The sequence below is a fragment of the Rhodococcus sp. NPDC006774 genome (assembly GCF_040636045.1).
Lineage (GTDB): Bacteria > Actinomycetota > Actinomycetes > Mycobacteriales > Mycobacteriaceae > Rhodococcoides.
Genome location: NZ_JBEYIW010000018.1, coordinates 1 through 26,015 on the forward strand (window position 1 = coordinate 1; position 26,015 = coordinate 26,015).

The following is a 26,015-nucleotide window of genomic DNA, read 5'->3' on the forward strand; positions in this document are numbered from 1 at the left end:
CCATTCCGAACCCGGAAGCTAAGCCCTCCAGCGCCGATGGTACTGCACTCGACAGGGTGTGGGAGAGTAGGACACCGCCGAACACAATTTGCCAGGACACCCTCAGACCACTGGTCTGGGGGTGTTCTGCATTTCGAAACCACCCACACACCCACACCGACACACGCGCGCGCATCCGCCATCCGCGCGCACACTCGCACCCCGACCAGCCCCTATTTCCCGCGCACCCGACACACGCACGCGCATGTGCGATGAGCGGGGGCTGCCTGAACTCGGGTGCCGGCAGGCCACGCGACTGCGAACCGCGAATACGAGGACAAACGCGCGCGCATTCGCCATCCGCGCGCACAATCGCATCCCAACCTGTACCTATTCCGCGCGCACCTGGCAGACGCGCGCGCATTCGCGACGAGCGGGGGCTGCCTGAACCCGGATGCCGGCAGACGACACGACTGCGGCCCCCCGAGTTGCCCGGCACCCCGACTGCCGCCCCCGAGCCCCCGGGCAAACGCGCGCGCATTCGCCATCCGCGCGCAGAGTCGCATCCCGACCTGTACCTATTCCCCGCGCACCTGACAAACGCGCGCGCATTTGCGGACACGAGGGACACAGGCCGGGCGTTGCCGTCACATCGACGGACCCTGGAGCTGCCGGCACCCCGACTGCCGCTCCAAGCCTCCCGAGCTGCCCGGCACCAATGCCGCCCCTCGGCAAACGCGCGCGCATTCGCGGACGTGAAGGCCAGAACCCGGGCAGGGCATGCGAGTCGACTGCTGAATGCGTACGCGTCGGCAAATGCGCGCGCGCATTCGCGGACTCAAAGTTTCGACTACGACTCAGGCGACGGTAGATATCAGTATCACCGCGCGGCTCACACTGTGCCGGCTCGGTGCGATGTCATCGTCTCCGCATCACGTCGTTCGAGATGCGATGTGGTCGCGAAATGTACTTTGCGACAAATTGATTGGTGGGTGACAGCTGTCGCGTCGTGCTCGCTGAATTAAATCGGTGGAGTTCGTCGCCGCGCCCGTGCATGATCGTGGCACAGGCACATCGCAGAGACCGTGGAGGTGGACAATGGCAGCAGGAACGAATCACGTGGGCCGTCGAGTCGTCTACTCGCGGATTGCCATGCTTGCCGATCATGCTCTCTGAGTGAGCCTTCGGCCGAATCGGTCGGTTCCGGCCGGCGATATGCAGCTGTCGATCCAATACTTCGCCGCACAGCAATGCTCTGTGTTCGGCGTCCATTCTTGTTGTAGGAGAACAGATGTACCAGTACGAACAGATCCTGAACGAACACCGACAACGCGTCGCGCGTGGCGCGCAGAACTACGAACGGCGTCGGGTCGCAGCGGAGAGAGCTGCCGAAACAACTGTCGCAGAATCGGATTCAAGTGAGAGTGATCCGACGGAGACAACAGCCCAGAACGATTGCGAATCGGAATCCGAGATCGAGTTTGCGGTGATGTCGTCCCGGCGCTGACAGTCAGGGCTCCATCAGATGTGAGTAGCGATCGCCCGCGGCGGCAATGAAGTCGCGAACGAACCAGCACGTAGGGACAACGCGCAGTCCCTGCGTGCTGGTGTCGTCGAGGGCGTATTCGGTGAGGGCAGCGGCAAGCCCTCGGCCGCGAAACTGCGGGAGCGTCACGGTGTGATGAAACGTTCGTGCGCCGTCCGATTCGATGTACTCCGAGTAGCCTGCCAGCTCGGAGTCGACATGGATCTCGAACCGTCGGTCGGCACTGTCGTGGGTGATCTTGACCGCCATGGTGGTACCTCCTGGCCGAGTTCGTTGTCACCACGGTAACCGGACCTCGTCCTGTGGGGTGTTCTGCGGTTACTCGAGCAGGCATCGACGCAGTAGGGTGAGGGAAACCGAGTCGTGCGAGCGCCACCCGTCGCAACACCGCTCTTCAGAAGTACGGGGCGCTCTCGAGGCTGAAGGTGGCAATCCGTGGAAGACACATCCGACCGGGGAATCAAGGCATTCATCCGAACCGTCGCTCAGCGCGGTGGACGTGCGGAACGGCTGACGACGTCGCGTCGCAATCCCGTGCAGGTCTGGTCGATGGACGGCACCTCGTCGTGCATCGTTCGCGTGCGATCGAAGGTGACCGGAGATTGGAAGGCCCGCAGGCAGGACGAATCGCTCGAGAGTGACGACACCGGTTCCTCGTATTGGGTGTTCGTCGATCTGGCGAACGACGAGCCGCGCTTCTACATGGTCTCGTCCGAAGAGATGGCCACCGACATACGAGGAGAAGTCGACTTGTGGGTCCAGGATTCGCCACTGCGTACCAGGACCGGACATCACGCGATAGCGGTGGACCGAGTGCTGCACGGCAGCGAGCGTTGGGACCTGCTGGGTCTGAGTTCGACGTTGGACACATCGGTCGATCTCGGCCCCGAACAGACGTGGGTTCGTACTCCACGGGTGAAGGCACCTCGAAAGTCGTCCAAGGCGGCCGTGGAGGAAGAAGTGATCGACAACCGGGTACGGGTGGTCGCCGATTGCGAAGGCTATCGGCTGAGTGGTCGCTACGATCCCGAGACAAAGCGACTCGAGATCACCGCTGGGCCGATGGAGGGCCGTCGATTCGACAATCCCTCCGTCGCTGCCAGTGCGGTGGCCACGCATATCAGTGGGGATGTCGAGGAGCGCGACGGTTGGCAGTTCTGGCAACTGGACACTCCGGATCGTGCTCCGCTGGGATCTTTTCAGTAGAGAACTACAGCTCCCGACCCCTTTGTTGTGACTCCTCACCAAATCGGCTTTTCCGGTAAAAACGGGACAAAGGTCCGATTAATCTTGCGCTGGTAGGACGAGCTCCCTGTTTTAGCCTCTGGGTCGAATCGATGTTCGAGAGTTCGTCCGTGCATCGAAATTCGGGTATCAGCGAGCTCAACGGTCGACAGTGCGAGGGGTGCTGTCGACCGTGGGGAGAGGTCTTCACCATGGAACATTCCTTCCGGACGGGCTCCGCCCACGCGTCCCGCTTCCTGTTCCTCATCGCCCAGTTCGTCGATCGTAGAATCCCGGCCGAGTTCTTCTCGGCTCAGTTCCGCGAGCTGCAGAACACCCAATCCACGTATCTCGATGCCGACGTCTCTTCTGTCATCGGAATGTTGTCGGTCGACGTCGGCGCGTACCTGGGTGATGTCGATATCCGAGGGGTGGACTACATCGACTCCGAACAACTCTGGCTGGCTGCCGGGCAGGCGTTCCGAGATCTCATGACCGTCCAGTCCGAGCACTTCGAACGCGAGGCCGGGTGACGGGCAAAGCGCACATCACCGGAATCGATCACGGTGTCGCAGAAGGTCTTCGAGCCGAAATCGTCTGTGAGTGCCGCGCATTTCGATCGGTAGATCGCCCGCATCGGCCAACCGTCTGACATAGGTGTCGGATACCCCGAGCACCTCGGCAGCCTGCGAGGTGGTCAGCAACTCGTCCACGGTGCCGATGGCCACCGCCCGCCCGGTCGCGAGCTGGGTGAGAAGTTCCAACACCGCGCCGCGTGCCGCGTCGTCGATCCGAACCTCCGAACCGCCGATACTGATGTCGAGGTCTGCTCCGGTCCGCTCGTGAACGACCGCCGCCAGCGAGGTGGCCGATCGCGACTCGAGGGCAGGCATGACGAATCGGAAGTCCATTCTTCCAGGATAGGGGCGGGCAACGGCCTCGGTGCGCATAGGCTCGAAGCACCCAGCATGTGAGGAGTGTTCAGTGCCGCAGTTGTTGCACCTCGATTCGTCCGCCGACCCGGTCGGCTCGATCAGCCGCCGGGTGACGGCCCGCTTCTCGGACGCCTGGCACGGCATCGGCACCGACCACTCGGTGATCCCTCGAGACCTGCATTCGAGTCCGCTGCCGCACCTACCCACGTCTGCGCTGCACTGGGCACCTCATCTGCGAACCGCCGACGAAACCGTCGATCCATCCGCCGAGGCGTTGCAGGTCGAACTGATCGAGGAACTGATCTCGGCGGACGTGGTGTTGATCGGTGCGCCGATGTACAACTGGTCGATCCCGTCGACCCTGAAGGCATGGATCGACTACGTACACGTTCCGGGCATCACCGTGCCGTTCGACAGCGACACGGCACCTCTCGTCGGCAAGCCCGTGGTCGTGGTGACCAGTCGGGGAAACGACTACACCCCCGGTACCGACAACGCGTCCACCGACCACACCACCGCACAACTGCGACAGGTGCTCGGAGTCGCGCTGGGAATGGACGTCCACTTCGTCCCGGTCGATCTGACTCTCGCCGAGCGGGTGCCGGCACTCGCGCCGCAGATTCCGCAGGCGCGAGCCAATCTCGAGGCTGCGTTCTCCGCCGTCGACGATCTCGCGCGGCGATTGGGTGGAGCTACCACCAGGTGAGAGCCGAGTAGCCTGGCGAGGTGCTCTCGAACGGCCCAGGCAACGACACCACCCGCGGTGAACGTGGATCGGGGCGTCATCGCATCAGGAAGCCGTCGCGCGATCGAGGCCTCGCGCTCCGAATCGGCCGGGTTTTCGTCGCCACTGCGGCAGTGGGCTCGATCGTGGTCAGCGGAATCGGGTTCGCGGTGTACCGCGAAGCCACCACGGGACTGACCACCTCGAACGCGCTCGACGGCATCGCGAACAACGATCCGAGTGGCAACGGCGAGGACACCGACATCCTGTTGATCGGCCTCGACAGCCGCAAGGACATGGACGGCAACGACCTACCTGCCGAGTTCGTCACCGACGCGCTGCATGCAGGCGACAGCGACGTGGGGGGATACAACACCAACACCCTGTTGCTGGTGCACCTTCCGGCCGACGGCGGGCGCGCGACGGCGCTGTCGATACCTCGCGACGACTACGTCGACGTTCCCGGATACGGCAAGCGAAAGATCAAGGAAGCGTACGGACTTGCGAAAGCCGACGCCGATACACAGTTGCTCGACGAGGGCGTCACCGATCCGGCCGAACGGGAGCGACGAGCGCGCGACGCGGGACGACGGTCGACGTTGACCGCGGTTCGTGATCTGCTCGACGTGCCGATCGATCATTTTGCCGAAGTGAATCTTCTGGGCTTCTACGACGTCGCGGCAGCTGTCGGACCCATTCAGGTGTGCCTGAACAATCCGGTACACGACAACTACTCGGGGGCGGACTTCGCTGCGGGCACGCAAGAACTGAGCGCCTCGCAGGCACTGTCCTTCGTCCGGCAACGCCACGGCCTCGACAACGGCGATCTCGATCGAACCAAGCGACAGCAGGCCTTCGTAGCCGGAGTGATGGCCAAGCTCAGCTCATCCGGTGTCATGGCGAACATCGGCGAACTCCGGGCGCTCGTAGCGGGCACCAAGGACGACGTCGTGATCGACGCATCCCTGGATCCGGTGAAGCTCGCAGGGGGAGCCGGTGCAGTCATGCAGGGCGACATCGATTTCTACACGCTCCCGATCACGGGCTACGACACGATCGACGGGCAGGACGTCAACCTCGTCGACGTCGACGCCATCAGGGCCGAGGCAGCGCGGTTGATCGATGACGCGCCGCCGCCCGCACCGCCGATCACCGCGGCACCCGATCCGGGAACGGAGCTGCCCCCGCTCGAGGTCGCTGCGCCGGATCCGTCCCTGCATCCGATAGCAGCCCCCGACGAGGGTGTGCACAGCGACGGCGGCATTCCCTGTGTCGACTGAGCCCTGTCGACCGAACTCGCGCGGTACCGGTCAGAGGGTCGGTGTGCTGAGCAGAACGTCCATCAGCTGTTTCTCCACGGCCGCGAACTGCGGCGTCGTGACGATCTCGAGCCCGCGCGGGCGGGGCAGCGTCACCTCGATCTGCCGTCGGACGTGGGCGGGTCTGGGGGAGAGGACGATCACGCGATCGGAGAGATAGACCGCTTCTCGGATGTCGTGCGTGACCATCAGCACGGTCCACCGAAACTCCGACCAGACCTGCTGCAACCAGGCCTGCATGTCGCTCCTGGTCAACGAGTCCAGCGCTCCGAACGGTTCGTCGAGCAGCAGTACCGATCGTCCCTGCACCACCGTGCGCAGCAGCGCCGCTCGCTGGCGCATGCCGCCGGAGAGTTCGGACGGTCTGGCCGACTCGTACCCGTCCAGACCGAATACCGGGAACAGCTCGCGTGCCCGCGCCCGCGCCTCCTTCTTGGCAATGCCCTGCACTTCGAGCCCGAGGGTGGTGTTGTCCAACACCGAACGCCACGGAAACAGCAGGTCTTTCTGCGGCATGTAGGCGCACGGTGGTACTCGCACCGTGCCGGAGTCGGGCCTGTCGAGTCCGGCCAGCACGTTGAACACCGTGCTCTTACCGGAACCGCTCGGGCCGATGATCGACACGAACTCGCCGGGCCGAACACCGAACGACATGCCGTCGAGTACGGGCTTGTCGCCGAATGATTTGGTGAGATCGCGAACATCGATGCAGGTGTCGGAGTCAGACATGAAGACCCGCCGAACCGTGGCGCGCCCAAGGAGCGACGAACCGCTCCACCAGGAAGGTGGAGACGAACAGGACCACGCTGATCACGGCAGTCACGGCAACCGCGGCGAGAACCAGATCGGTACGAAAAGAGTTCTTCTGTTGGCTCATGTAGATGCCGAGTCCCGCACTGGCCCCGGCATATTCGGCAAAGATCGCACCGACCACCGCGTAGGTGATTCCGATGCGAAGTGAGGTGAAGAATCGGGGGAGCGCCGACGGTAGCCGTACGTATCGAAACTGTTGCCAGCGCGAGGCGCCCATGCTGGCCAGCAGTGATCTCGCGTCTCGATCGGCCGCCGCGAAACCCTCGATGAGCCCGATGGCCATCGGGAAGAACGTGGCCAACGCGATGACCAGGATCTTCGGAAGCAGCCCGAAGCCGAACCAGATGATCAACAGCGGCGCGATCGCGATGATCGGAAGCGTCTGCGATACGACGAAGAGGGGTACGAACGCGCGCCGCAGCCACGGCGAGAAATCCACCGCGATGGCCAGCAGCCATGCCAGGGCCAGGGAGACCGCGAACCCGACCAGGGTCACCTGCAGAGTCGCCGCCGCGTTCTCGGCGATCGCATCGCGTTGCGCCCAACCCTGGACCACCACTCGGCCGGGGGACGGCAGCACCTGCGGCCGGATGCCGCTGATCTGGACGTAGATCTGCCAGGCGGCGATGAGCAGTACGACGACGGTCAGCGCGGGCCACGCCCAACGAAGCGAGGCTCGGATACCGCTGAACGAGTAAAAACCTCGGTCAGCGGCTACCGACTCATCGATTGCCGAGGTAGTCATTGGTGAAGTAGGTCGACCAGTCCGGCTCCGCGGTCAGAGGCGCGCCGTTCTGATCGGCCAGCACACCGCTGTCGTAGAGGAATTTCGAGTACGCGGTCCACTTGTCGAGACTCTGTCGTCCTACCTCGCCAGTGGAGTCCTTCATGTACTTCGCTGCGAGCATCTCCTGGCTCTCGAAGACGAGAGACTCGTCGGTGAAGGTTCCCGGATTGGCGTCGATCAGATCCTGTGCGGCCTTGTCCGGATCGTCAGCGGCGAGTTGGTAGCCGCGCTGAAGTGCCTGGACGAACTTCTCGGCCTGGTCCGGATGGGCTGCGAGCCAGGGCTCGTTGCCGCTGATCGTGATGGCGTAGGCGTCCGGAAACCCATAGTCGGTGTAGTCGAAGTATTTCATCGGCGTTCCGCTGTGCTCGGCTTCGATGCCTTCCCACGCGAAGTAGGAGACGGTGAAGTCGGCGGTACCGGAGTACACCGCCTCGTACGCCGAGGTACCCAGTACCACCGTTTCGTATTCGCCTGTGCCGCCGTCGTTCTGAATGACCTTCTCGAGTCCGGCCTGCTCACCGGACTCGCCGAACCCGGCGTAGACCTTCCCGTCGAGTGCCTTCGGGCTCGGGATGTCGTCTCGATCGGCGCGAACTCCGATGCCGGTAGCCCAATGCTGCAGCGGCGCAAGGACGGACACTGTCTGCGCGCCTGCGGAGGTCGCGAATACGCCCGAACTCTGTGTGCTGATGCCGAACTCGGCGTTTCCGGCATCGACGAGAGTGTCCGCCGCGGTGTTGTTGTACGGCAGAATCTCCACGTCCAGGCCGGCGTCGGCGAAATAGCCCTCCTGCAGGGCGACATACAGGCCGGTGTGGTTCGTGTTCGGCGTCCAGTCCAACGCGAACCGAATGGTGTCGGAGTCCGTCGAGTCGGAGCAGCCCGCCAGTCCGGTCGTGGCAACGACTGCCGCCGCCAACGCCGCGAGGATTCGAGTGGTTCTCATGCGTACACCGCACTCTCGGCCAGGGGCCATGGGGTGGGATGTAATGCGCTGTCCCAGAACATCAATTCGTACCGCGACGCGACGACGAAGGCGTCGATCATCTGCTCGCGCTGCGCCGGCGTCGCGGCCGCTGCGGCGTCATCGACGAAGGTCTTGGCAGCGTCGACGATGGCATGGAATTCGGGTGCGTCGTACGCGGCCACCCACTGCGCGTACGGGTGGTCGGGATCGCGATCGAGAACCGCCCTCGCTGCACCGGCGAGTGAGCGGCCGACGTCTGCGTAGATCCAGAAGCACGGCAGAACAGCTGCTGCTGCAACAGGATACGGTTCGGTTGCCGCCGTCGCGGTCAGGTAGGACGTGTAACCGAGGCATGCCGGTGAGGGCTCGGGCGTCCGGGTCGACGGGGGCAGCGCTCCACCGGTCAGCATCGCCTCGTGCGACGCGGCCTCGTCCATCGCGCTCGCAGCAGCGCTTGCCCAGAATGCTCCGGTGAACGGGTTCGGTGCATGTGCTGCCAGCAGTGACAGCGACTTCACGTACCCACCGAGATAGAGTGAGTCCTGTTCGAGGTACCTACGGAACGCGTCGAGCGGAAGCGTCCCGGCCCCGAGTAGTCGAAGAAATTCGAGGTCGTCGATCGCGCGTCGAATGTCCTCGGAGGCATTCCACAGTCGATCGGTGAAGCGGACCGGGTCCGCAGATACAACAGGCGTCATCGCCTTGACATCCCTTCGTCAGTATTACCTGCATCAGGTTCGGCGGGTTTGATCTCAGCATCCGCATCGGCGGACACACCCCGTGTCAGAACGACAGTGACAGTAACACCGGTCACCCGGTGGCACTGCTGCCGCCCCTGTATCTGCGGTCCGGGTTCAGCCCAGCATGTCTTCGAGCTCCATACCCTTGGTCTCCCGGATCTTGGCCTTGACGAAGAAGAACGAGAGTGCGGCGAACACAGCGAATCCTGCGTAGATCACCCACAGTCCCACAGACGACGTCAGCGGCGGGAAGGCAAGCGTGACAGCGAAGTTGGCCATCCAGTTGGCTGCAGTGCCGATGCCGAGTGCCATGGCCCGCATGCGGTTGGGGAACATCTCACCGAGCATGACCCACATGATCGGACCCCAGGTGGATGCGAAGAATATGACGAAAAGATTGGCGCCGATCAGCGCGATCGCACCCCACGGAGCAGGCAACGTGACGTCGTCGCCGCTGCCGGTCGCCTGCGAGAACGCCACCGACGCCATGACGAGTCCGCCGAACATGCCGATCGAGCCCGCCATCAGCAGCTTGCGCCTACCGATTCGGTCAACGAACAGAATCGCCACGAACGTCATGACCACGTTGATCACGGCGGTGATGACCGACGTCGTGAACGACTGATCCTCACTGAAGCCGACCGAGCGCCACAGCGTCGTCGAGTAGTAGAAGATCGCGTTGATGCCGACCAACTGCTGCAGCACGGCCATCGTGATGCCCACCCAGACGATGGGTTGCAGGCCGAACTTCGGACCGCGAATGTCGGCGAACGACGAGCGTGACTCCTTGCGCAGTGTCAGCCTGATCTCGTGGACACGCTCGTCCGGATGCAGTTCGCCGGTGATCTCGGCGAGGACTCTGGCGGCTTCCTCGTCGAGATGCTGACCGACGAGGTAGCGCGGAGACTCCGGGATCAGGGTTGCCAACAACCCGTACACCAGCGCCGGTACGACGCCGACCAGGAACATCCAGCGCCAGGCCTCGATGCCGAACCACAGGTCGTTGGACGCCCCGTCCGCGGCACCCGCGAGGAGGGCGTCGGACAGCAGAGCGGCGAAAATACCGATGGTGATGGCCAACTGCTGGAGCGAGGCCAAGGAACCGCGCCACTTGGCCGGAGCGATCTCGGCGATGTACGCCGGTGCGATCACCGAGGCGATGCCGATTCCCAGTCCACCGAGCACTCGCCAGAGCATGAGGTCGGGGACGCTGAACGCCAGTCCCGAACCGATCGACGAAACGACGAACAGGGCCGAGCCGAGCAGCATGACCTTCTTGCGTCCCCAACGGTCTGCGAGGCTGCCGGCGAACCAGGCACCCACTGCGCACCCGATGAGGGCGATCGCGACCACGAAGCCGGTGGTGAACGAGCCGAGGAGGAAGTGATCTTCGATCGAGTCGACAGCGCCGTTGATGACGGAACTGTCGAAGCCGAACAGGAATCCGCCCACAGCAGCGGCGATGCTGACGCCGATGACCTTCGCTGTGTGGCGGTCCGAGGTCTGATTCATGAGTGATGCACCTTCCGGCCGCGCGCACGGGCGTCGGCCGCTGGGGAGACCGTACGGCAGGAATTGTCGTACCGTCCCCGGACATTACGCCTGGTAATTTGCTGAGCGAACGAGACCGTCAACGAAGGTCGAAATCATCGTCCGAGACGGTGAAACCGTGGCCGACCTGATCGGTGCACGTGACTCCGGTCTGCTCGTCGACGCTGCACCGAAGGCCGTTGGTGGAGCCGCTTCCGGGGACGGTGAGCTCCTCGCCGTACGGCAAGGCTGCCGCAGGACCGTCGAAACGGTGGAACTTGGGATCGCCGAGGCTCTCGAACTTCGCCGGTGATCCAGCGATCAGCTGCACGGCATTGGGTTTCACCGCCGTTTCCGACGCCCCGCTGCCGGGAACCTCGGGTGCCGAAGAAGGGAGCGACCCGTGGCATCCGGCGATCGAGGATTCGAGGACGGCGATACCGCACTCGAACTTTCCGCTGGGGCTCGAGAAGTAGTACCAGCCGGGTGCGTTGCCTGCGTAGTCCTGCGGTTTCGCCTGGGGTGCAGCAGGACTCGTCGGTGTTGCCGTGGTGGACGTCGGCGTGGTGGACGTCGGCGTGGTGGTCGCTGCGGTGGACGGTGATGCCGGCGCGGCAGAGGGGGCGGAGGGAGCCGTGGTGATCGGGGTGGGGCGGTCGGTGATCACGGTCGCCATCGGTCCGTCGCCTCCGCCGCTCGAACCGCAGGCTCCGAGCAGACATGCCCCGACGACTGCCACTGCGGCACATCCGATTCTCTTCATCGACGGTTCCTTCGCTCGCGGGCGTCGACGCTGCGCGTATCGTCGCCGAGGGGATGGTTGATGTTGGTACGTTGGGCAACGACCGAACGGGAGGTTCCATGGCCATCGCCTCTGACTCCGGCGCGTCCGATGCCACCGAGCCCGATTCCACCGTGCTCGTGAGCACGCCCTACGGCGACGTTCTCGGCTATCCGGTCGCTGCCGATGCGTCGCCGATCCTGGCCTGGCGGGGTATTCCCTACGCGACGCCTCCGGTGGGGAAGCTCAGGTTCCGAGCGCCGCGTCCGTTGCAGCCCTGGTCGGGAGTGCTCGACGGCCTCGAATTCGGTGCGATGGCTCCGCAGGGTCGTGACAGTCCGGTGCCGATTGATCCGTCGCTGTCGATTTCCGAGGACTGCCTCACGCTCAACGTCTGGGCTCCCCGTCCCGATGCAGAACTGCGGCCGGTGTTGGTCTGGATCCATGGCGGTGCGTACTCGCTCGGATCGTCCGCCCAGCGGGTCTACGACGGGAGAAACCTCAGCGAGAACGGCGACGTGGTGGTGGTGACCATCAATTTTCGTCTCGGCCCGTTCGGGTTCCTCGACCTGTCCTCGTTCTCCACCGACGAGCACACGTTCGAGACCAATCTGGGGCTGCGAGATCAGATTGCCGCACTGCAGTGGGTCCGTGAGTGCATCTCTGCGTTCGGCGGCGATCCCGATCAGGTGACGGTGTTCGGTGAATCCTCCGGGGGAGCGTCGGTCACCACGTTGATGACCTCTCCCAAGGCCGAGGGTCTGTTCCAGCGAGCGATCGTGCAGAGCGCGCCTGCGACCTCGGTGTACGGCCCCGACCGCGGAGCCGCGGTGGCGTCGAGGTTCCTGGAGTTGGTGGGCGTCGACCGGGAAGACATCGGTGAACTGTTCGATATGCATTTCACCAGGCTGGTCACCGCCGGTGACACGCTCTGCTACGAGATCCCGACGACAGTTCCTGGGACACTTGGCCTTTCGCCGGTCGTCGACGGAGACATCGTGCCGCGCTATCCAGTGGCAGCCTTCCAGAAGGGGCTCTCGCACAAGATCCCGTTGATCATCGGCACCAACCACGACGAGCCCTCGATCTTTCGATTCATGAAGTCTCCGTTGATGCCGATCACCTCCGACACCGTCTCCGAGATGTTCCGCGCCATCGCTCACGACCACGCGGATCTGCCCGCCTATCGGGTCGCCGAGATCATGGCCGCATATCCGGACCGGGACAAACCCGCTGGGGCACAGGCCATATCGCGCGACGCGGGTTTCCTCATGCCGAGCGTCTGGATCGCCGACGGGCACAGCAGGCATTCGCCGACATGGATGTACCGATTCGATCATGCGACGCCGATGCTCAAGGCCGCACGGGTGGGAGCGGGACACGCGACCGAACTGCCGTATGTGTTCGGTAATTTCGGAACACTCAGCCGAGACCCCACCTTCTGGCTCGGTGGCCGGAAGCCGGCGATGGCGGTGTCCGCGCGGATGCAGAGACGCTGGCTCGCTTTCGCGCGGTACGGCGTACCCGCAGCGTTGGATGCGTCCAAGCATTGGGCCCCGTACACCGAGCAGGCGCGCTGGACGCTGGTGATCGATGCTTCCGACACTCTCGTCGACGACCCCGACGGCGAGATGCGCGCTGCATGGGGCGACCGCGTTCTCGGGTTCAGCTGACACATCGCTCATGCGTTCTGTCGCACGGCGTTGCTGACATGAATCGAACGTAACAGCAAGAACACCGGCCGCTCGAGTCACACCGGTAACAATTGGATGTCAGCGACCTGTCGGTAGGTGCGGTTAAGTTCGATGGTGTGTTGATGTCGAGGATCGTCGAAACGTCCAGTGCCGTGGCAGCGACGCGCTCGCGAAAGGTCAAGATCGAGCAACTCGGTGCCCTGCTCGCCGAGGCCGAGGCCGGTGACATCGGGCCCGCCGTGTCGTGGCTGTCGGGGGAGTTGCCGCAGGGGCGGATAGGGGTCGGCTGGCGCACTCTCGCCGATGTCGACGTGACGTCCGCCGCGGACTCGACACTGACGGTTGCCGCGGTGGACGAGGCGATATCTTCGGTCGCGGCGACCTCGGGGGCGGGTTCTGCTGCGCGGCGGGTAGCGATATTGACCGACCTGTTCTCCCGAAGTACGGCCGAGGAGCGTCGGTTTCTGATCCGGCTCGTCACCGGCGAGCTGCGCCAGGGCGCGCTCGAAGGAATCATGGTCGACGCCGTTGCCGCGGCCACGAACCTGCCGCAAGCGCCGGTGCGTCGGGCATTCATGCTCTCGGGTCGTTTGCCTGCCACGGCCGTAGCCGCCATGACCGGTGGCGTCGACGCGCTGGATGCATTCCGGCTCGAGGTCGGTCGTCCGGTCCGGCCGATGCTGGCGTCGCCGGCGGAATCCCTGCGCGGCGCCTGGGAACAGATGTCCGGCGATGTCACCGTCGAATACAAACTCGACGGCGCGCGAATTCAGGTGCACCGCTCCGGAAACAACGTGAGCATCTACACGCGGACTCTGCGCGACATCACTGCCGGCGTGCCCGAGCTGGTGGACCTGGTTCTCGAGCTGCCGTGCGATTCGGTGGTCCTGGACGGGGAGACCCTCGCGCTCGACGACAGCGGACGGCCCAGGCCTTTCCAGGAAACGATGAGCCGGTTCGGTGCCGAGAGCGCGCACGAGCTCCTGCTGCAGCCCTACTTCTTCGACTGCCTGCACCTCGACGGTGTCGATCTGCTCGATTCCCCGCTGGAGCAACGGCTGGCGGCACTGGACCGGGTGGCACCGGGGCACCGAATTCCCAGTGCCGTTCGGCCCGATGCGGACCAAGCAGCAGCCCACTTCGACGCTGCACTCGACGCCGGGCACGAGGGAGTCATGCTCAAAGCTCTCGGTGCACCGTACGCCGCAGGCCGTCGCGGAAAGAGCTGGCAGAAGGTCAAACCCGAACACACCCTCGACCTCGTCGTCCTCGGAGCCGAGTGGGGGTACGGGCGGCGCACCGGCTACCTGTCCAACCTGCACCTGGGAGCTCGCGATCCCGACGGCGGTGACCCGATCATGGTGGGGAAGACCTTCAAAGGCCTGACCGACGTGTTGTTGCAGTGGCAGACCGACGAATTCCCGAAACACGAGCGAGAGCGCGACGAGCACACCGTGTACCTGCGCCCCGAACTGATCGTCGAAATCGAACTCGACGGCGTGCAGGTCAGCCCACGTTATCCGGGCGGCGTTGCCCTGCGATTCGCGCGAGTACTGCGATACCGACCCGACAAGAACCTCGCCACCGCGGACTCCATCGACGCCGTGCGCGCACTCCTTCCACATTCGTGAAAACAGTTCCGACGATTAATACATACGAAACCGGCCGAACGATCCCGTAACACGGCGCAAAATATCTTGAGGGTGCAAGCCAGCGAGAGATGGAGTGCCAATGATGTCCACAGTTCGAGCTGCTCTGGTCCAAAGCAAGTGGACCGGTGACAAAGAATCGATGATCGCGGCACACGAGGGGTTTGCTCGGTCCGCCGCCGAGCAGGGCGCGAAAGTTGTCTGCTTCCAAGAACTTTTCTACGGTCCGTACTTCTGTCAGCTACAGGACGCGAAGTTCTACGAATACGCAGAATCGGTACCAGGGCCCACCGTCGACCGTTTCGCCGCGCTGGCGAAGGAACTCGGCATCGTGATGATTCTGCCCGTGTACGAGCAGGAACAACCCGGACTTCTGTACAACACCGCTGCCGTCGTCGACGCCGACGGGACCTATCTCGGCAAGTACAGAAAACACCACATCCCCCACGTGAACGGATTCTGGGAGAAGTTCTACTTTCGCCCCGGCAATCTGGGGTGGCCGGTGTTCGACACCGCGGTCGGGCGTATCGGTGTCTACATCTGCTACGACAGACATTTCCCGGAAGGTTGGCGCGCACTCGGTCTTGCCGGTGCCGAAATCGTCTTCAATCCGTCGGCCACCTCGCGGGGCCTGTCGAACTACCTGTGGAAGCTCGAACAACCCGCCTCGGCCGTCGCAAACGAGTACTACGTGGGCGCGATCAATCGAGTCGGAATCGAATCCGAATACGGTGACGACGATTTCTACGGGACCAGCTATTTCGTGGATCCCGAAGGCAAATTCGTCGGCGAGGTGGCGTCGGATTCGGAACCCGAAATAATCGTGCGTGACCTCGACATGGACCTGCTCAAGGTGGTCCGCGACCGATGGGCCTTCTATCGTGACCGCAGACCCGACGCATACGGCCCGCTGGTGCAACCCTGATGGCCACCACCTTCGTGCACGGTGGGACCGTGGTATCCACCACCGGCGCACAGGAATTGGATGTGCTCATCGACGGTGAGAGCATCGTCGCAGTGCTTGCACCCGGATCGGTCTCCCTGGCCGCGGACCTGAAGACCTCGGCGGACGTCGTCGTCGACGCGACCGGCAAATACGTCATTCCTGGTGGGGTCGACGGACACACGCACATGGAGATGCCGTTCGGCGGTACGTTCGCCTCCGATACCTTCGAAACCGGAACGCGCGCAGCGGCCTGGGGTGGCACGACGACGATCGTGGACTTCGCGATTCAGACCCCCGGTCAGCGCGTCCAGGACACTCTGGCGCAGTGGCACGAGAAGGCCGCGGGGCAGTGCGCCATCGATTACGGCTTCCATCAGATCATCGGCGACGTCACCGACGATTCCCTGAAAGCCATGAGCGAGTTGGTGTCCGAGGGCGTCACCAGCTTCAAACTCTTCATGGCCTATCCGGGTGTGTTCTACTCCGACGACGGCAAGATCCTGCGCGCCATGCAGTCAGCCGCCGAAACGGGTGCACTGCTGATGATGCACGCGGAGAACGGCATCGCGATCGATGTACTCGTTGCTCAATCGATCGCGCGTGGAGACACGGCCCCGTACTTCCACGGCACGTCACGGCCGTGGCAGCTCGAGGAGGAGGCGACGCATCGAGCGATCATGCTCGCTCACGTCACCGGCGCACCGCTCTACGTCGTACACGTCTCTGCCAAGCAGGCCCTGGAACAGATTGCGCAGGCCCGTGGCAACGGGCAGAACGTGTTTGCCGAGACGTGTCCGCAGTACCTCTATCTGTCTCTCGAAGAACAACTCGGTGCACCGGGCTTCGAGGGTGCCAAGTGGGTCTGCTCGACGCCACTGCGGTCGCGAGCCGAGGGGCATCAGGACGAGTTGTGGCGGTACCTGCGCACCGGAGACGTGGCGACCGTCAGTACCGATCACTGCCCGTTCTGCATGAAGGACCAGAAGGAGATGGGTATCGGCGATTTCTCCAGGATTCCCAACGGGATCGGCTCGGTGGAACATCGCATCGATCTGATGTTCCAGGGCGTCAAGAGCGGCAGGATCACGCTGGAGAAGTGGGTCGACGTCTGCTGCACCACTCCGGCCAGGATGTTCGGAATGTATCCGAGGAAAGGTGTCATCACCCCGGGTGCCGACGCGGACATCGTGATCTACGACCCGAACGGACACACCAGCATCGGCGTCGACAAGACCCACCACATGAACATGGACTACTCGGCGTACGAAGGTTTCGAGATCGACGGGCATGTCGACACCGTGATCTCTCGCGGCCGGATCATCGTCGACGGTGGATCCTATTCCGGCACTGCGGGACACGGACGATTCGTCCGTCGCGACCTGTCTCAGAATCTGATCTGAGTCATGGACATCGGGGTAGTGCTCCAGTGCAATCCGCCGGCGTCCCGTGTGATCGATCTGGCCAGACAGGCAGAGACACATGGGTTCTCGCACGTGTGGACGTTCGATTCGCACCTGCTGTGGCAGGAACCGTACGTCATCTACAGCCAAATTCTGGCGGCGACGAGGCGGGTGACCGTCGGTCCGATGGTCACCAATCCTGCCACCCGCGACTGGACGGTGACGGCATCGACGTTCGCGACGCTCAACGACATGTTCGGCAATCGGACGGTCTGTGGCATCGGCCGCGGCGACTCCGCGGTCCGGGCTCTGGGCGGTAAGCCGACAACGCTTGCCTCACTGCGAGAGTCGATCGAGGTGATCCGTAATCTGGCCAATGGGCGGAGCGCTCGGGTCGGTGAGACAACCGTGCAGTTCCCGTGGGCAGAACACTCGAGCCTGGAGGTATGGGTCGCGGCGTACGGGCCGAAAGCACTCGAGCTCACCGGCCAGGTGGCGGACGGGTTCATTCTGCAGCTGGCCGATCCCGATATCGCGGCGTGGACGATCGGCCGGGTCCGCGCCGCGGCCGAGCAGGCCGGTCGCGACCCCGATTCGATCTCGATCTGCGTTGCCGCTCCCGCCTACGTCACCGACGGCACCGATGCCGGGCTCGAACACGCCCGAGATCAGTGTCGTTGGTTCGGCGGGATGGTCGGCAACCACGTCGCCGATATCGTCTCGCGCTACGGCGGCGATGGCGGCGGTGTTCCACAGGCACTCACCGACTACATCGCGGCGCGCAAAGGGTACGACTACAACGAGCACGGTCGAGCCGGAAACTCTCACGCAGAGTTCGTTCCGGACGAGGTGATCGACAGGTTCTGCCTACTGGGCACCCCGGCCGATCACATCGCCAAGCTGAAAGAGCTGGAGACACTCGGCGTCGACCAGTTCTCGGTGTACCTGCAGCACGACGCCAAGGCAGCGACACTCGAAGCCTACGGAGAGAGCATCATTCCGCAGATTCGGCCGAGCGTGACGGCAACGTCGTGACGGGTGTTCTCGATCAGGCTTCGGTGGTGGCAGCTACTCCAGCCGGTGCGAATCGAGGAGTGCGGCGTCCGTTGATGGCAGTGGTGGCCGTCGGCGTGTTGCTGGTGTTCTGGGAGCTGGTGAAAGTGCTCGTCCCCGCGAACGGGGTGAGTGTCGCCGGAGTGCGGGTGCTCCCGCGCACCGACGACGGCGCGTTACCCCACGTGTGGTCGGTGTTGGCGGCGCTGACCGTGCCCGAGGTGAACGTCGCCGGGGCTCGCAGTGTCGGTGCCGCGATCGTGTCCAGTGGCCTGTTCACGTTCGGGCTCGCGGTACTCGGGTTCGCGCTGGGGACGGTGGTCGGGCTGGTGCTGGCGGTGGCGATGCAGCGGTTCGTGTGGGTCGAGCGGTCCTTGTCGCCGTATGTGATCGTCTCGCAGACGGTTCCGTTGATCGCGTTGGCACCGCTCGTCGCCGGCTGGGGCGGGAAGATCGCCATCGGCGGGTACGCGTGGCAGCCCTGGATGAGCATCACCGTCATCGCGTCGTATCTCGCGTTCTTCCCAGTGGCAGTGGGGATGCTGCGCGGCCTGCGTGCACCCGATCGAGCAGCACTCGATCTGATGCACAGCTACGCGTCCGGATGGTGGACCACCCTGGTTCGACTACGCCTGCCCGCCTCTGTGCCGCATCTGATTCCGGCACTGCGTCTGGCTGCTGCGGCCGCCGTGATCGGTGCCGTGGTCGCCGAAATCTCCACCGGTACGACCGGCGGTATCGGTAGGCAGATCATCGTGTTCTCGCAGCAGGCAACAGGAGACGCATCCCGCTTGTACGCAGCCGTTCTGGGCGCTGCGGTGCTCGGACTCGTGGTGACCGCACTGGTGTCGCTGCTCGATATCGCACTGGGCCGCTACGCGGGCCGTGCATCAGCGCGAAGGGCACAGACATGACCGAGCATGCGGTACTCGTCGAGGGCGTCGGCAAGACGTTCGACGGGGGAGTGACTGCGCTGGAGGATGTATCGCTCGCGATCGCCCCCGGTGAATTCGTCTCGCTCATCGGGCCTTCGGGTTGCGGCAAGTCGACGTTGCTCCGCATCGTGGCCGATCTCGAGCAACCGACGTCCGGTTCGGTATCGGTGTTCGGCCTGTCGGCACGCCGAGCCCGCGTCGAACAGAAGTACGGCATCGCCTTTCAACAGGCAGGGCTGCTCGATTGGCGCACAGTGCAATCGAACGTCGCATTGCCGCTGGAACTGCACAAGGTGCCCAAACGCGCTCGGGCAGAACGAGTTCGCGAACTGCTGGACCTCGTCGGACTCACCGATTTCGCAGAGAGATTTCCCAGCCAGCTATCCGGTGGGATGCAGCAACGAGTGGCGATCGCGCGGGCGCTCGCCCGAACACCGGGACTGTTGTTGATGGACGAACCGTTCGGGGCCCTGGACGAGATGACCCGAGAGAAGATGCAGAACGACCTACTGCGCATCGCCGAGGAGTCCGGCGCAGCAGTGGTGTTCGTGACCCACTCGATTCCCGAAGCGGTGTACCTGTCCGATCGGGTGGTTGTCATGTCCCCACGCCCGGGACGGATCGTCGACACACTCACGATCGACAGATTCGACACGAACGGGGATCCGCGCGAATCGGCGGAGTTCTTCTCGTCCATCACCGCGGTTCGTGACGCATTGCACGGCCGTACGGTTCGCAGTGCGGAACTGCGATGAAGGTCTGGTTGCCGCCGGTGGTGTTCGGTGCGGCGGCGCTCGCACTGTGGCAGTTGCTCACGGTCGTCGCCGGGGTTCCGTCGTTCCTGCTGCCGTCGCCGAGCGTCATCGCCGAGCAATTCGTGCGGAACCTCGGTAACATCGGATCGGCAAGTCTGGCAACGGGAACCAACGCTCTCGTGGGGTTGATCGCAGGGTCGGTGCTCGGTCTCCTCGCGGCAATGGCAGCGGTTCGCCTGCGGATCGTCGACGAGCTGCTCACCCCGTTGGCAGCGGGTGCCGCAGCCGTTCCGATCGTCGCTCTTGCGCCGGTGTTCAACTCGATGTTCTCCTCGACCACCGATCTACCGCGGCGACTCGTGGTGACCATCGTCGTGTTCTTCCCGGTATTCGTCAGTGCGGCAAAAGGACTGCGTCAGGTCTCGGCTGTGCACCACGACCTGATGACGTCGTATGCCGTGGGTGGTTGGCAGTTCACCCGAATCGTTCGCCTCCCGTCCGCCGTTCCGCACATCTTCACCGGCTTGCGGGTTGCGGCTCCCAATGCTGTCATTGCTGCCATCATCTGCGAGTACTTCGGTGGACTGCAGAACGGTTTGGGGTCGCGGATCACCTCCGCCGCGGCGAACACGGCCTACCCCCGGGCGTGGGCCTACGTGATGGGTGCCATCGCAGTCGGTTTGCTGTTCTTCGTGGTTGTTCTGTTGCTCGAGAAACTCGTGTCCCGGCGTCGTCCCCAGGAAAGATGGATATGAACATCACTCGAACCCCCCGACCTCTTTTCGCCGTCGTCATGGCTCTGGCGGTGGTCGCCTCGGCCTGCAGTACCACCACGACCGACACCGACACCACCGCCGACGGGGACACCACGATCAAGCTGCAACTGCAGTGGTTCAAACAGGGCCAGTTCGCGGGCTACCTCGCCGCCGTCGATCAGGGTTTCTATGCGGAACAGGGGCTGGACGTCGAAATCCTCGACGGTGGAACGGATATCGTCCCGCAAACTGTGCTCGCACAGGGGCAGGCCGATTATGCCGTCGCGTGGGTGCCGAAGGCGCTCGCATCCCGTGAAGCCGGCGCCGGCATCACCGACGTGGCCCAGATCTACCAGAAGTCGGGCACATTGCAGGTCTCGTTCAAGGATCAGAACATTGCCTCACCGGCCGACCTCCAGGGCAAGACCGTCGGAAACTGGGGCTACGGCAACGAATTCGAGCTGTTCGCCGGTATGACCAAGGCCGGGGTCAGTCCCTCCGACGTGACGTTGGTGCAGCAGCAGTTCGACATGAACGGACTGCTGTCCGGTGATATCGCCGCCGCCCAGGCGATGTCGTACAACGAGTACGCGCAGTTGCTCGAGACCGTGAACCCCGCAACCGGTGCGCTCTACACCGCAGACGATTTCGCGTCGCTGAACTGGAACGACGACGGCGTCGCGATGCTGCAGGACGCGATCTGGGCCAACACCGACAAGCTCTCCGACGAGGCCTACCAGGAGCAGACGGTCAAATTCTTGGCGGCCTCGCTGAAGGGCTGGATCTTCTGCCGAGACAACGTCGAGAAGTGCCGCGACATCACCGTCGCCGCGGGGTCCACACTGGGCGCGAGCCATCAGCTCTGGCAGGTCAACGAAGTCAACAAGCTGATCTGGCCGTCGGCGGACGGCATCGGGATGATCGACGAGGCGGCATGGCAGCAGACCGTCGACATCGCCAAGACGACGAAGAACGCCGAGGGCTCGACGGTGCTGACCGCCGATCCCGACGCCGAGGCCTACACCAACGAGTACGTGAGCCAGGCGCTGGATTTGTTGAAGGCCGACGGTGTGGATGTCACCGGGGAGTCGTACGCTCCGATGGAGGTCACACTGGAGGAAGGCGGCAAGTAGATGGATCACGTGTTCTACTCCTGGTCGGCGCAGGCCGAACTGAATCCGATCACCGTCGAGGGTGCGGAGGGGTCGTGGTTCTGGGACGACAAGGGCAAGCGGTACCTGGACTTCTCGTCGCAGCTGGTCAACGTCAATCTCGGGCATCAACACCCCGACGTCGTCGCCGCCATCGTCGAACAGGCCCAGGTTCTGACGACCATTTCTCCCACCGTGGCCAACAACAAGCGCAGTGAACTCGCCGCGTTGATCGCCGAACGTGCGCCGGGTGATCTGGACCGAGTGTTCTTCACGACCGGTGGCGCAGAAGCCGTCGAGCATGCGGTGCGGCTGGCGCGACAGCACACCGGGCGTACGAAGATGCTCGCCGCGTACCGCTCGTACCACGGTGGAACCGGAGTTGCGATCGGTCTCACCGGCGAGCCGAGGCGTTGGGGCACCGAACCGACCAACGTCGACGTCGTACGCTTCTTCGGGCCGTATCCGTACCGGTCACCCTGGGGCACAACGACTCCCGAGGACGAGACGGCCGCAGCACTGGCGCACCTGGAACAGGTCATCGTGCTCGAGGGTGCGCAGAACATCGCCGGACTGATCCTGGAATCGGTCATCGGCACCAACGGTGTGCTGATCCCGCCGCCCGGATATCTGGCCGGGGTTCGGGCGCTGTGCGACAAGTACGGGATCGTCTACATTGCCGACGAAGTGATGGTCGGGTTCGGGCGAATCGGCGAATGGTTCGCATGCCAGGCCTGGGATGTGACACCGGATCTGATCACGTTCGCCAAGGGCGTCAACTCCGGGTACATCCCCCTCGGCGGAGTGGTCATCTCGGAGAAGATCGCCTCGCAGTTCGACCACAAAGCCTATCCGGGAGGGTTGACCTACTCCGGCCACGTGCTCGGGTGCGCCGCCGGCGTGGCATCCATCGGAGTGTTCGAGCGCGACAAGATCCTTCCGCACGTGCGTCACGTCGGGGAGGACGTACTCGGTGCGGGCCTGTCGAAGCTGGCCGAATCTCATCCGAGCGTGGGTGAGGTGCGCGGCAAGGGATTCTTCTGGGCCGTCGAATTGGTCAAGGACGGCGAGACGAAGGAACCGCTGGTGCCGTTCGCCGCGTCGGGCAAGGACGCAGCGGCCATGGGCACGGTGACCGCCGCGGCGAAGTCACGTGGGCTGTGGCCGTTCGTGGCAGGCAACCGCCTTCAGATCGCGCCCCCGCTGACGACCTCGGAGGACGAGATTCGTCAGGGACTGGAAATCCTCGACGAGGTGCTGACGGTGGCGGACGGGTTCACCGTCGACGGGTGATCACAGCACCGCACCGGGATTGAGGATGCCTGCCGGATCGAGTGCGGTCTTGATCCGGCGGGTCAGTTCCATGACGTCCTCACCCACCTGATCGGGCAGCCAAGCCTTCTTGAGGCGACCGACGCCGTGTTCGCCGGTGATGGTGCCGCCCAAGGAAATTGCCAGATCCATGATCGCGCCGAATGCGATGTTGGCGCGCCGTGTCATGTCGGCGTCCTCGGGGTCGAAGACGATCAGAGGGTGGGTGTTGCCGTCGCCGGCGTGGGCGATGACCGCCACCAGCACGTCGTATTTCGTGGACAGCTCGGCGATTCCGTCGACCAGGGCCGGTAGTGCGGGCAGTGGAACCCCGACGTCCTCGAGCAGCAGGCTGCCGAGTCGTTCGACCGCGGGAATGGCGAATCGCCTTGCGGCAGCGAAGGCCTCACCCTCATCGGGGTCGTCGGTGGTGAAGACATCCGAGGCCCCGGCCTCGGTGCACGCGGCCGCCATGATCTCGATCTCGCGACCTCGGTCGGCACCGGGGGAGTCGGACCGAGCAATGAGCATCGCGGCCGCCTCGCGATCGAGCCCCATGTTCATGGCATCCTCGACGGCACCGATGGACGCGCGGTCCATGAATTCGAGCATCGACGGCCGCAAGTTCCGGGTGATGGCCAGAATGGCGGCGGTCGCGTCGTGCACCGACGCGAACGAGGCGACCACCGTACTGGCGGGAGGTTGCGCCGGAATCAATCGAAGAGTGATCTCGGTGATGATGCCCAGCGTGCCCTCGGAGCCGACGAACAGCTTCGCAAGGGACAGGCCTGCAACGTCTTTCAGGCGTGGCCCGCCCAGTCGGACGGCGGTACCGTCGGCCAGGACGACCTCGAGACCGAGAACGTAATCGGTGGTGACTCCGTACTTCACACAGCACAGGCCGCCCGCATTGGTGGCCGCATTGCCTCCGATGGAACACATCTCGAACGAGGACGGATCCGGTGGGTACCAGAGGCCGTGTTCCGCGACGGCCTTCTTGACCTCGACGTTGAGCAGCCCGGGTTGTACGACGGCGATGCGGGTCACCGGATCGACGGTGATCTCTCGCATCAACTCGGTGGTGAGCACGATTCCGCCGTCCACGGCGGTGGCTCCGCCGGACAAACCCGATCCGGCACCGCGCGGGACGACCGCCACGTTGTGCTCGGTGGCCCACCGCATCACGGCACGAACGTCCTCGGTGGACTGTGCGCGCACGACGGCCAGCGGGGTTCCGGCGTCGGGATCCTTCGCCCAGTCGCGTCGGTAGCCCTCGGTGATGTCCGGGTCGGTGACCACCGCGCCGGGCGAAAGAAGGGATTCGAGCTCGCTCAGGCGGGCATCTGCATCGGTCGTCACCGACATCTCGGTCTCCTCACGTCGAAAATGTGACCGTCGACACCCGAGTCTGTCACGGCCGCGCGTGCGGCGGAGTCGGGGTCGGTCGACGCTCGATCACTGATTGCGTTGCAGCGTCAGTTCTGCGAGTTCGGTGGCGGCGGCGCACGGGTCGGCCGGACTGCCGCCTCGGTACTGCACCCACCAGGTGATGACGCCCGAGTACGCCGCGCTGATTCCGCACGACGACGGGTCGGCCGGTCGTCGCGACAGGAACGCTGTGGTGCCGCCAACGGCAACGTCTTCGGTGGTGTAGCCGAGTCGATCGGCCAGCTCTCGCTCACGCGAGAGTGCATCGTTCTCGAACCAGGCGAAGGTCACGTCGATGAGTCCGCCTGCACCGATCCCGGTCCACATGCACACCGCACCGTAGAAGTACTGATCGACGAGGTCTGCTCCCACCGTTTCGGCGATGGTGGGATCCGGGACGGCGATGCACTCCTCGAGCAGCTTGTCGAACTGTCCGCTGCCGCCCGATCGAGCGGGTACCGCCGTACCGGTCACGGTGGTGGTGCATCCGGTACCGACGGCCGCAGTCACGAGGACAGCGGCGAGGACGCGACGGGTGGAATCGGTGGAAGGGAACGTCGTCATCGGGCTACTTCGCCTTCGAGATCGTGGATCTGGCCAGATCTTCGACGACGTCGCAGGAGTCACGGGGGCAGTCGACCACGTAGTTGACGGACCAGTGCACGAAGCCGTCCCCGTTCTCGACCCCGGCCTCGCACGACGCGCCCGACGCTGCTGCGGTGAATCCCGGGTGTCCGTCCACATCGATGCGCTCGATGGTGCGGCCGACGGCTTCGGCCACGGAACTCTCTCGGTCGATGGGGCTGCCGCGGTACCAGGTGAACATCGCGTACGCGCCGCTCGCGGATTCCCATCGGCATCGAACAGCGTTCTCGGACACCACCGTCAGATCGGGAACGGCCGTGAGTGTCTGCACTTCCGTGTTGTCCATCGACCCGCATTCACCGACGAAGAGCTCTTCGGTCACGGGCTGGTCGGCCGTCTCGGACGGATCCGGATCGGCTTCGGTGCCCGGTGTGTCGGAGCATCCGACCAGTACACACCCGACCGCCGCGATCAACGCTGTAACGGCCCTGGTGCGCACGAATGCGGACTTTACCCACCCTGCACGGCAGAGGGGGAGCGTTTGATAGAAGTGAGTCACATCAGTAACACCAGCCTCAGGCGTTACCAGATCGATGCGTCGCCGACACGCAAATTTGTAGTTCGCCACGCTAGCGTCCAGCGCAGCGAACCTCGCACCCCACGCGGTGCGAGTCGACAAGGAGGCTGCACCATGATCGATCCCGGAAGTGACTCCTGGAACTACGTGGCCGCGATGTTCTCGTACGAATTCCTCGGGGGCGGAATCGAATACGACACCATCGAGCGCATTCACCGAGGCGAGATCGACGAATGGGTTCAGGCGTTGACGCAGTCAGGGCTGTTCGATCGAGCAACCATCGCGCGCATTGCCGACTCGTGGCATCAGGCCCCTCGGCAGTTGTTCGACATGCTGGTGCTCGACGCGGACGAGATGACCGCCAGGCGGTGCTCGCTGGCATGGTCCTCGCTGGACCGGCTCGCACCACTTGCCCGCCTGGGCTGAAG

General features: G+C 64.1%; 26 protein-coding genes and 1 riboswitch. Of the genes, 15 read left to right on the top strand and 11 right to left on the bottom strand.

The window, feature by feature from the left end; all coding sequences use genetic code 11:
• Positions 1 to 1,489 precede the first annotated feature (1,489 nt).
• On the bottom strand, positions 1,490 to 1,774 hold the full coding sequence (locus ABZ677_RS21750; RefSeq protein ID WP_037193455.1) for a GNAT family N-acetyltransferase: 285 nt from the start codon (positions 1,772 to 1,774) through the stop codon (positions 1,490 to 1,492).
• 186 nt (positions 1,775 to 1,960) lie between these two features.
• Here ABZ677_RS21750 and ABZ677_RS21755 point away from each other — a divergent pair, with 186 nt between their 5' ends.
• Positions 1,961 to 2,731 carry a hypothetical protein gene (locus ABZ677_RS21755; RefSeq protein WP_358373169.1) on the top strand — a complete coding sequence of 257 codons (771 nt, stop codon included), beginning with the start codon at positions 1,961 to 1,963 and terminating at the stop codon, positions 2,729 to 2,731.
• A 230-nt stretch (positions 2,732 to 2,961) separates the two neighbouring features.
• Positions 2,962 to 3,282 (top strand): hypothetical protein, encoded by a 321-nt coding sequence (locus tag ABZ677_RS21760; protein ID WP_037193733.1) that lies wholly within the window; start codon positions 2,962 to 2,964, stop codon positions 3,280 to 3,282.
• 15 nt (positions 3,283 to 3,297) lie between these two features.
• Here the strand turns inward: ABZ677_RS21760 and ABZ677_RS21765 are convergent, their stop codons facing one another.
• Entirely contained in the window at positions 3,298 to 3,660 is a 363-nt protein-coding gene (locus tag ABZ677_RS21765; RefSeq protein ID WP_094633265.1) for a helix-turn-helix domain-containing protein, read from the bottom strand.
• 73 nt (positions 3,661 to 3,733) lie between these two features.
• Between ABZ677_RS21765 and ABZ677_RS21770 the strand changes: the two genes are divergently transcribed.
• Both ABZ677_RS21770 and ABZ677_RS21775 read left to right on the top strand, forming a co-directional pair.
• Positions 3,734 to 4,390, top strand: coding sequence for an NAD(P)H-dependent oxidoreductase (locus tag ABZ677_RS21770; RefSeq protein WP_082323750.1), 657 nt, complete (start codon positions 3,734 to 3,736; stop codon positions 4,388 to 4,390).
• 20 nt (positions 4,391 to 4,410) lie between these two features.
• The gene (locus ABZ677_RS21775; protein WP_358373174.1) at positions 4,411 to 5,688 is read left to right on the top strand and encodes an LCP family protein; all 1,278 of its coding nucleotides are present in this window, start codon (positions 4,411 to 4,413) and stop codon (positions 5,686 to 5,688) included.
• Between the two features lie 30 nt (positions 5,689 to 5,718).
• Here the strand turns inward: ABZ677_RS21775 and ABZ677_RS21780 are convergent, their stop codons facing one another.
• The 6 genes from ABZ677_RS21780 to ABZ677_RS21805 form a co-directional block, all read right to left on the bottom strand.
• Positions 5,719 to 6,456 (bottom strand): ABC transporter ATP-binding protein, encoded by a 738-nt coding sequence (locus ABZ677_RS21780; protein WP_358373177.1) that lies wholly within the window; start codon positions 6,454 to 6,456, stop codon positions 5,719 to 5,721.
• Positions 6,449 to 7,285 carry an ABC transporter permease gene (locus tag ABZ677_RS21785; protein ID WP_358373180.1) on the bottom strand — a complete coding sequence of 279 codons (837 nt, stop codon included), beginning with the start codon at positions 7,283 to 7,285 and terminating at the stop codon, positions 6,449 to 6,451. The genes ABZ677_RS21780 and ABZ677_RS21785 overlap by 8 nt, the downstream gene beginning before the upstream one ends.
• Positions 7,263 to 8,276 (bottom strand): ABC transporter substrate-binding protein, encoded by a 1,014-nt coding sequence (locus tag ABZ677_RS21790; RefSeq protein WP_094741380.1) that lies wholly within the window; start codon positions 8,274 to 8,276, stop codon positions 7,263 to 7,265. The genes ABZ677_RS21785 and ABZ677_RS21790 overlap by 23 nt, the downstream gene beginning before the upstream one ends.
• Positions 8,273 to 8,995 carry a TenA family protein gene (locus tag ABZ677_RS21795; protein WP_358373182.1) on the bottom strand — a complete coding sequence of 241 codons (723 nt, stop codon included), beginning with the start codon at positions 8,993 to 8,995 and terminating at the stop codon, positions 8,273 to 8,275. Before ABZ677_RS21795 ends, ABZ677_RS21790 begins: the two co-directional genes overlap by 4 nt.
• Positions 8,989 to 9,088: riboswitch (TPP riboswitch) on the bottom strand. (Overlaps the previous gene by 7 nt.)
• A gap of 63 nt (positions 9,089 to 9,151) precedes the next feature.
• A complete protein-coding gene (locus ABZ677_RS21800) occupies positions 9,152 to 10,549 on the bottom strand; it encodes a sugar porter family MFS transporter (protein ID WP_037193447.1) in 1,398 nt (465 codons plus the stop codon).
• 118 nt (positions 10,550 to 10,667) lie between these two features.
• Positions 10,668 to 11,330, bottom strand: a complete 663-nt coding sequence (locus tag ABZ677_RS21805; RefSeq protein WP_358373184.1) for a hypothetical protein — start codon at positions 11,328 to 11,330, stop codon at positions 10,668 to 10,670.
• 98 nt (positions 11,331 to 11,428) lie between these two features.
• Here ABZ677_RS21805 and ABZ677_RS21810 point away from each other — a divergent pair, with 98 nt between their 5' ends.
• The 10 genes from ABZ677_RS21810 to ABZ677_RS21855 all read left to right on the top strand — a co-directional run bounded on the left by ABZ677_RS21810 (position 11,429) and on the right by ABZ677_RS21855 (position 22,979).
• Positions 11,429 to 13,021, top strand: coding sequence for a carboxylesterase/lipase family protein (locus tag ABZ677_RS21810; protein WP_358373186.1), 1,593 nt, complete (start codon positions 11,429 to 11,431; stop codon positions 13,019 to 13,021).
• A 137-nt stretch (positions 13,022 to 13,158) separates the two neighbouring features.
• A complete protein-coding gene (locus ABZ677_RS21815; protein WP_358373188.1) occupies positions 13,159 to 14,673 on the top strand; it encodes an ATP-dependent DNA ligase in 1,515 nt (504 codons plus the stop codon).
• Positions 14,674 to 14,776: 103 nt separating this feature from the next.
• The gene (locus ABZ677_RS21820; RefSeq protein WP_212556183.1) at positions 14,777 to 15,616 is read left to right on the top strand and encodes a nitrilase-related carbon-nitrogen hydrolase; all 840 of its coding nucleotides are present in this window, start codon (positions 14,777 to 14,779) and stop codon (positions 15,614 to 15,616) included.
• On the top strand, positions 15,616 to 17,037 hold the full coding sequence (gene hydA / locus ABZ677_RS21825) for a dihydropyrimidinase (protein ID WP_037193440.1): 1,422 nt from the start codon (positions 15,616 to 15,618) through the stop codon (positions 17,035 to 17,037). The genes ABZ677_RS21820 and hydA overlap by 1 nt, the downstream gene beginning before the upstream one ends.
• A 3-nt stretch (positions 17,038 to 17,040) precedes the next feature.
• The gene (locus tag ABZ677_RS21830; RefSeq protein WP_037193437.1) at positions 17,041 to 18,072 is read left to right on the top strand and encodes a TIGR03842 family LLM class F420-dependent oxidoreductase; all 1,032 of its coding nucleotides are present in this window, start codon (positions 17,041 to 17,043) and stop codon (positions 18,070 to 18,072) included.
• Positions 18,073 to 18,098: 26 nt separating this feature from the next.
• Positions 18,099 to 19,004 (top strand): ABC transporter permease subunit, encoded by a 906-nt coding sequence (locus tag ABZ677_RS21835; RefSeq protein WP_358373193.1) that lies wholly within the window; start codon positions 18,099 to 18,101, stop codon positions 19,002 to 19,004.
• Complete coding sequence (locus ABZ677_RS21840) at positions 19,001 to 19,780, top strand: ABC transporter ATP-binding protein (protein WP_037193432.1); 780 nt, start codon at positions 19,001 to 19,003, stop codon at positions 19,778 to 19,780. The genes ABZ677_RS21835 and ABZ677_RS21840 overlap by 4 nt, the downstream gene beginning before the upstream one ends.
• Positions 19,777 to 20,535 carry an ABC transporter permease subunit gene (locus ABZ677_RS21845; protein WP_358373196.1) on the top strand — a complete coding sequence of 253 codons (759 nt, stop codon included), beginning with the start codon at positions 19,777 to 19,779 and terminating at the stop codon, positions 20,533 to 20,535. Before ABZ677_RS21840 ends, ABZ677_RS21845 begins: the two co-directional genes overlap by 4 nt.
• On the top strand, positions 20,532 to 21,668 hold the full coding sequence (locus ABZ677_RS21850; protein WP_037193429.1) for an ABC transporter substrate-binding protein: 1,137 nt from the start codon (positions 20,532 to 20,534) through the stop codon (positions 21,666 to 21,668). The genes ABZ677_RS21845 and ABZ677_RS21850 overlap by 4 nt, the downstream gene beginning before the upstream one ends.
• Complete coding sequence (locus tag ABZ677_RS21855) at positions 21,669 to 22,979, top strand: aspartate aminotransferase family protein (protein WP_094633247.1); 1,311 nt, start codon at positions 21,669 to 21,671, stop codon at positions 22,977 to 22,979.
• On the opposite strand, the gene ABZ677_RS21860 is transcribed toward ABZ677_RS21855, so the two are convergent.
• From ABZ677_RS21860 to ABZ677_RS21870, 3 genes are all read right to left on the bottom strand, one after another.
• Complete coding sequence (locus tag ABZ677_RS21860) at positions 22,980 to 24,362, bottom strand: FAD-linked oxidase C-terminal domain-containing protein (protein ID WP_358373199.1); 1,383 nt, start codon at positions 24,360 to 24,362, stop codon at positions 22,980 to 22,982.
• Between the two features lie 90 nt (positions 24,363 to 24,452).
• Positions 24,453 to 24,989, bottom strand: a complete 537-nt coding sequence (locus ABZ677_RS21865) for a DUF3558 domain-containing protein (RefSeq protein ID WP_037193426.1) — start codon at positions 24,987 to 24,989, stop codon at positions 24,453 to 24,455.
• 4 nt (positions 24,990 to 24,993) lie between these two features.
• Positions 24,994 to 25,509 (bottom strand): DUF3558 domain-containing protein, encoded by a 516-nt coding sequence (locus ABZ677_RS21870; protein ID WP_358373202.1) that lies wholly within the window; start codon positions 25,507 to 25,509, stop codon positions 24,994 to 24,996.
• 192 nt (positions 25,510 to 25,701) lie between these two features.
• On the opposite strand from ABZ677_RS21870, the gene ABZ677_RS21875 reads away from it, so the two are divergent.
• Positions 25,702 to 26,013, top strand: coding sequence for a hypothetical protein (locus ABZ677_RS21875; RefSeq protein WP_037193424.1), 312 nt, complete (start codon positions 25,702 to 25,704; stop codon positions 26,011 to 26,013).
• Positions 26,014 to 26,015 lie beyond the last annotated feature (2 nt).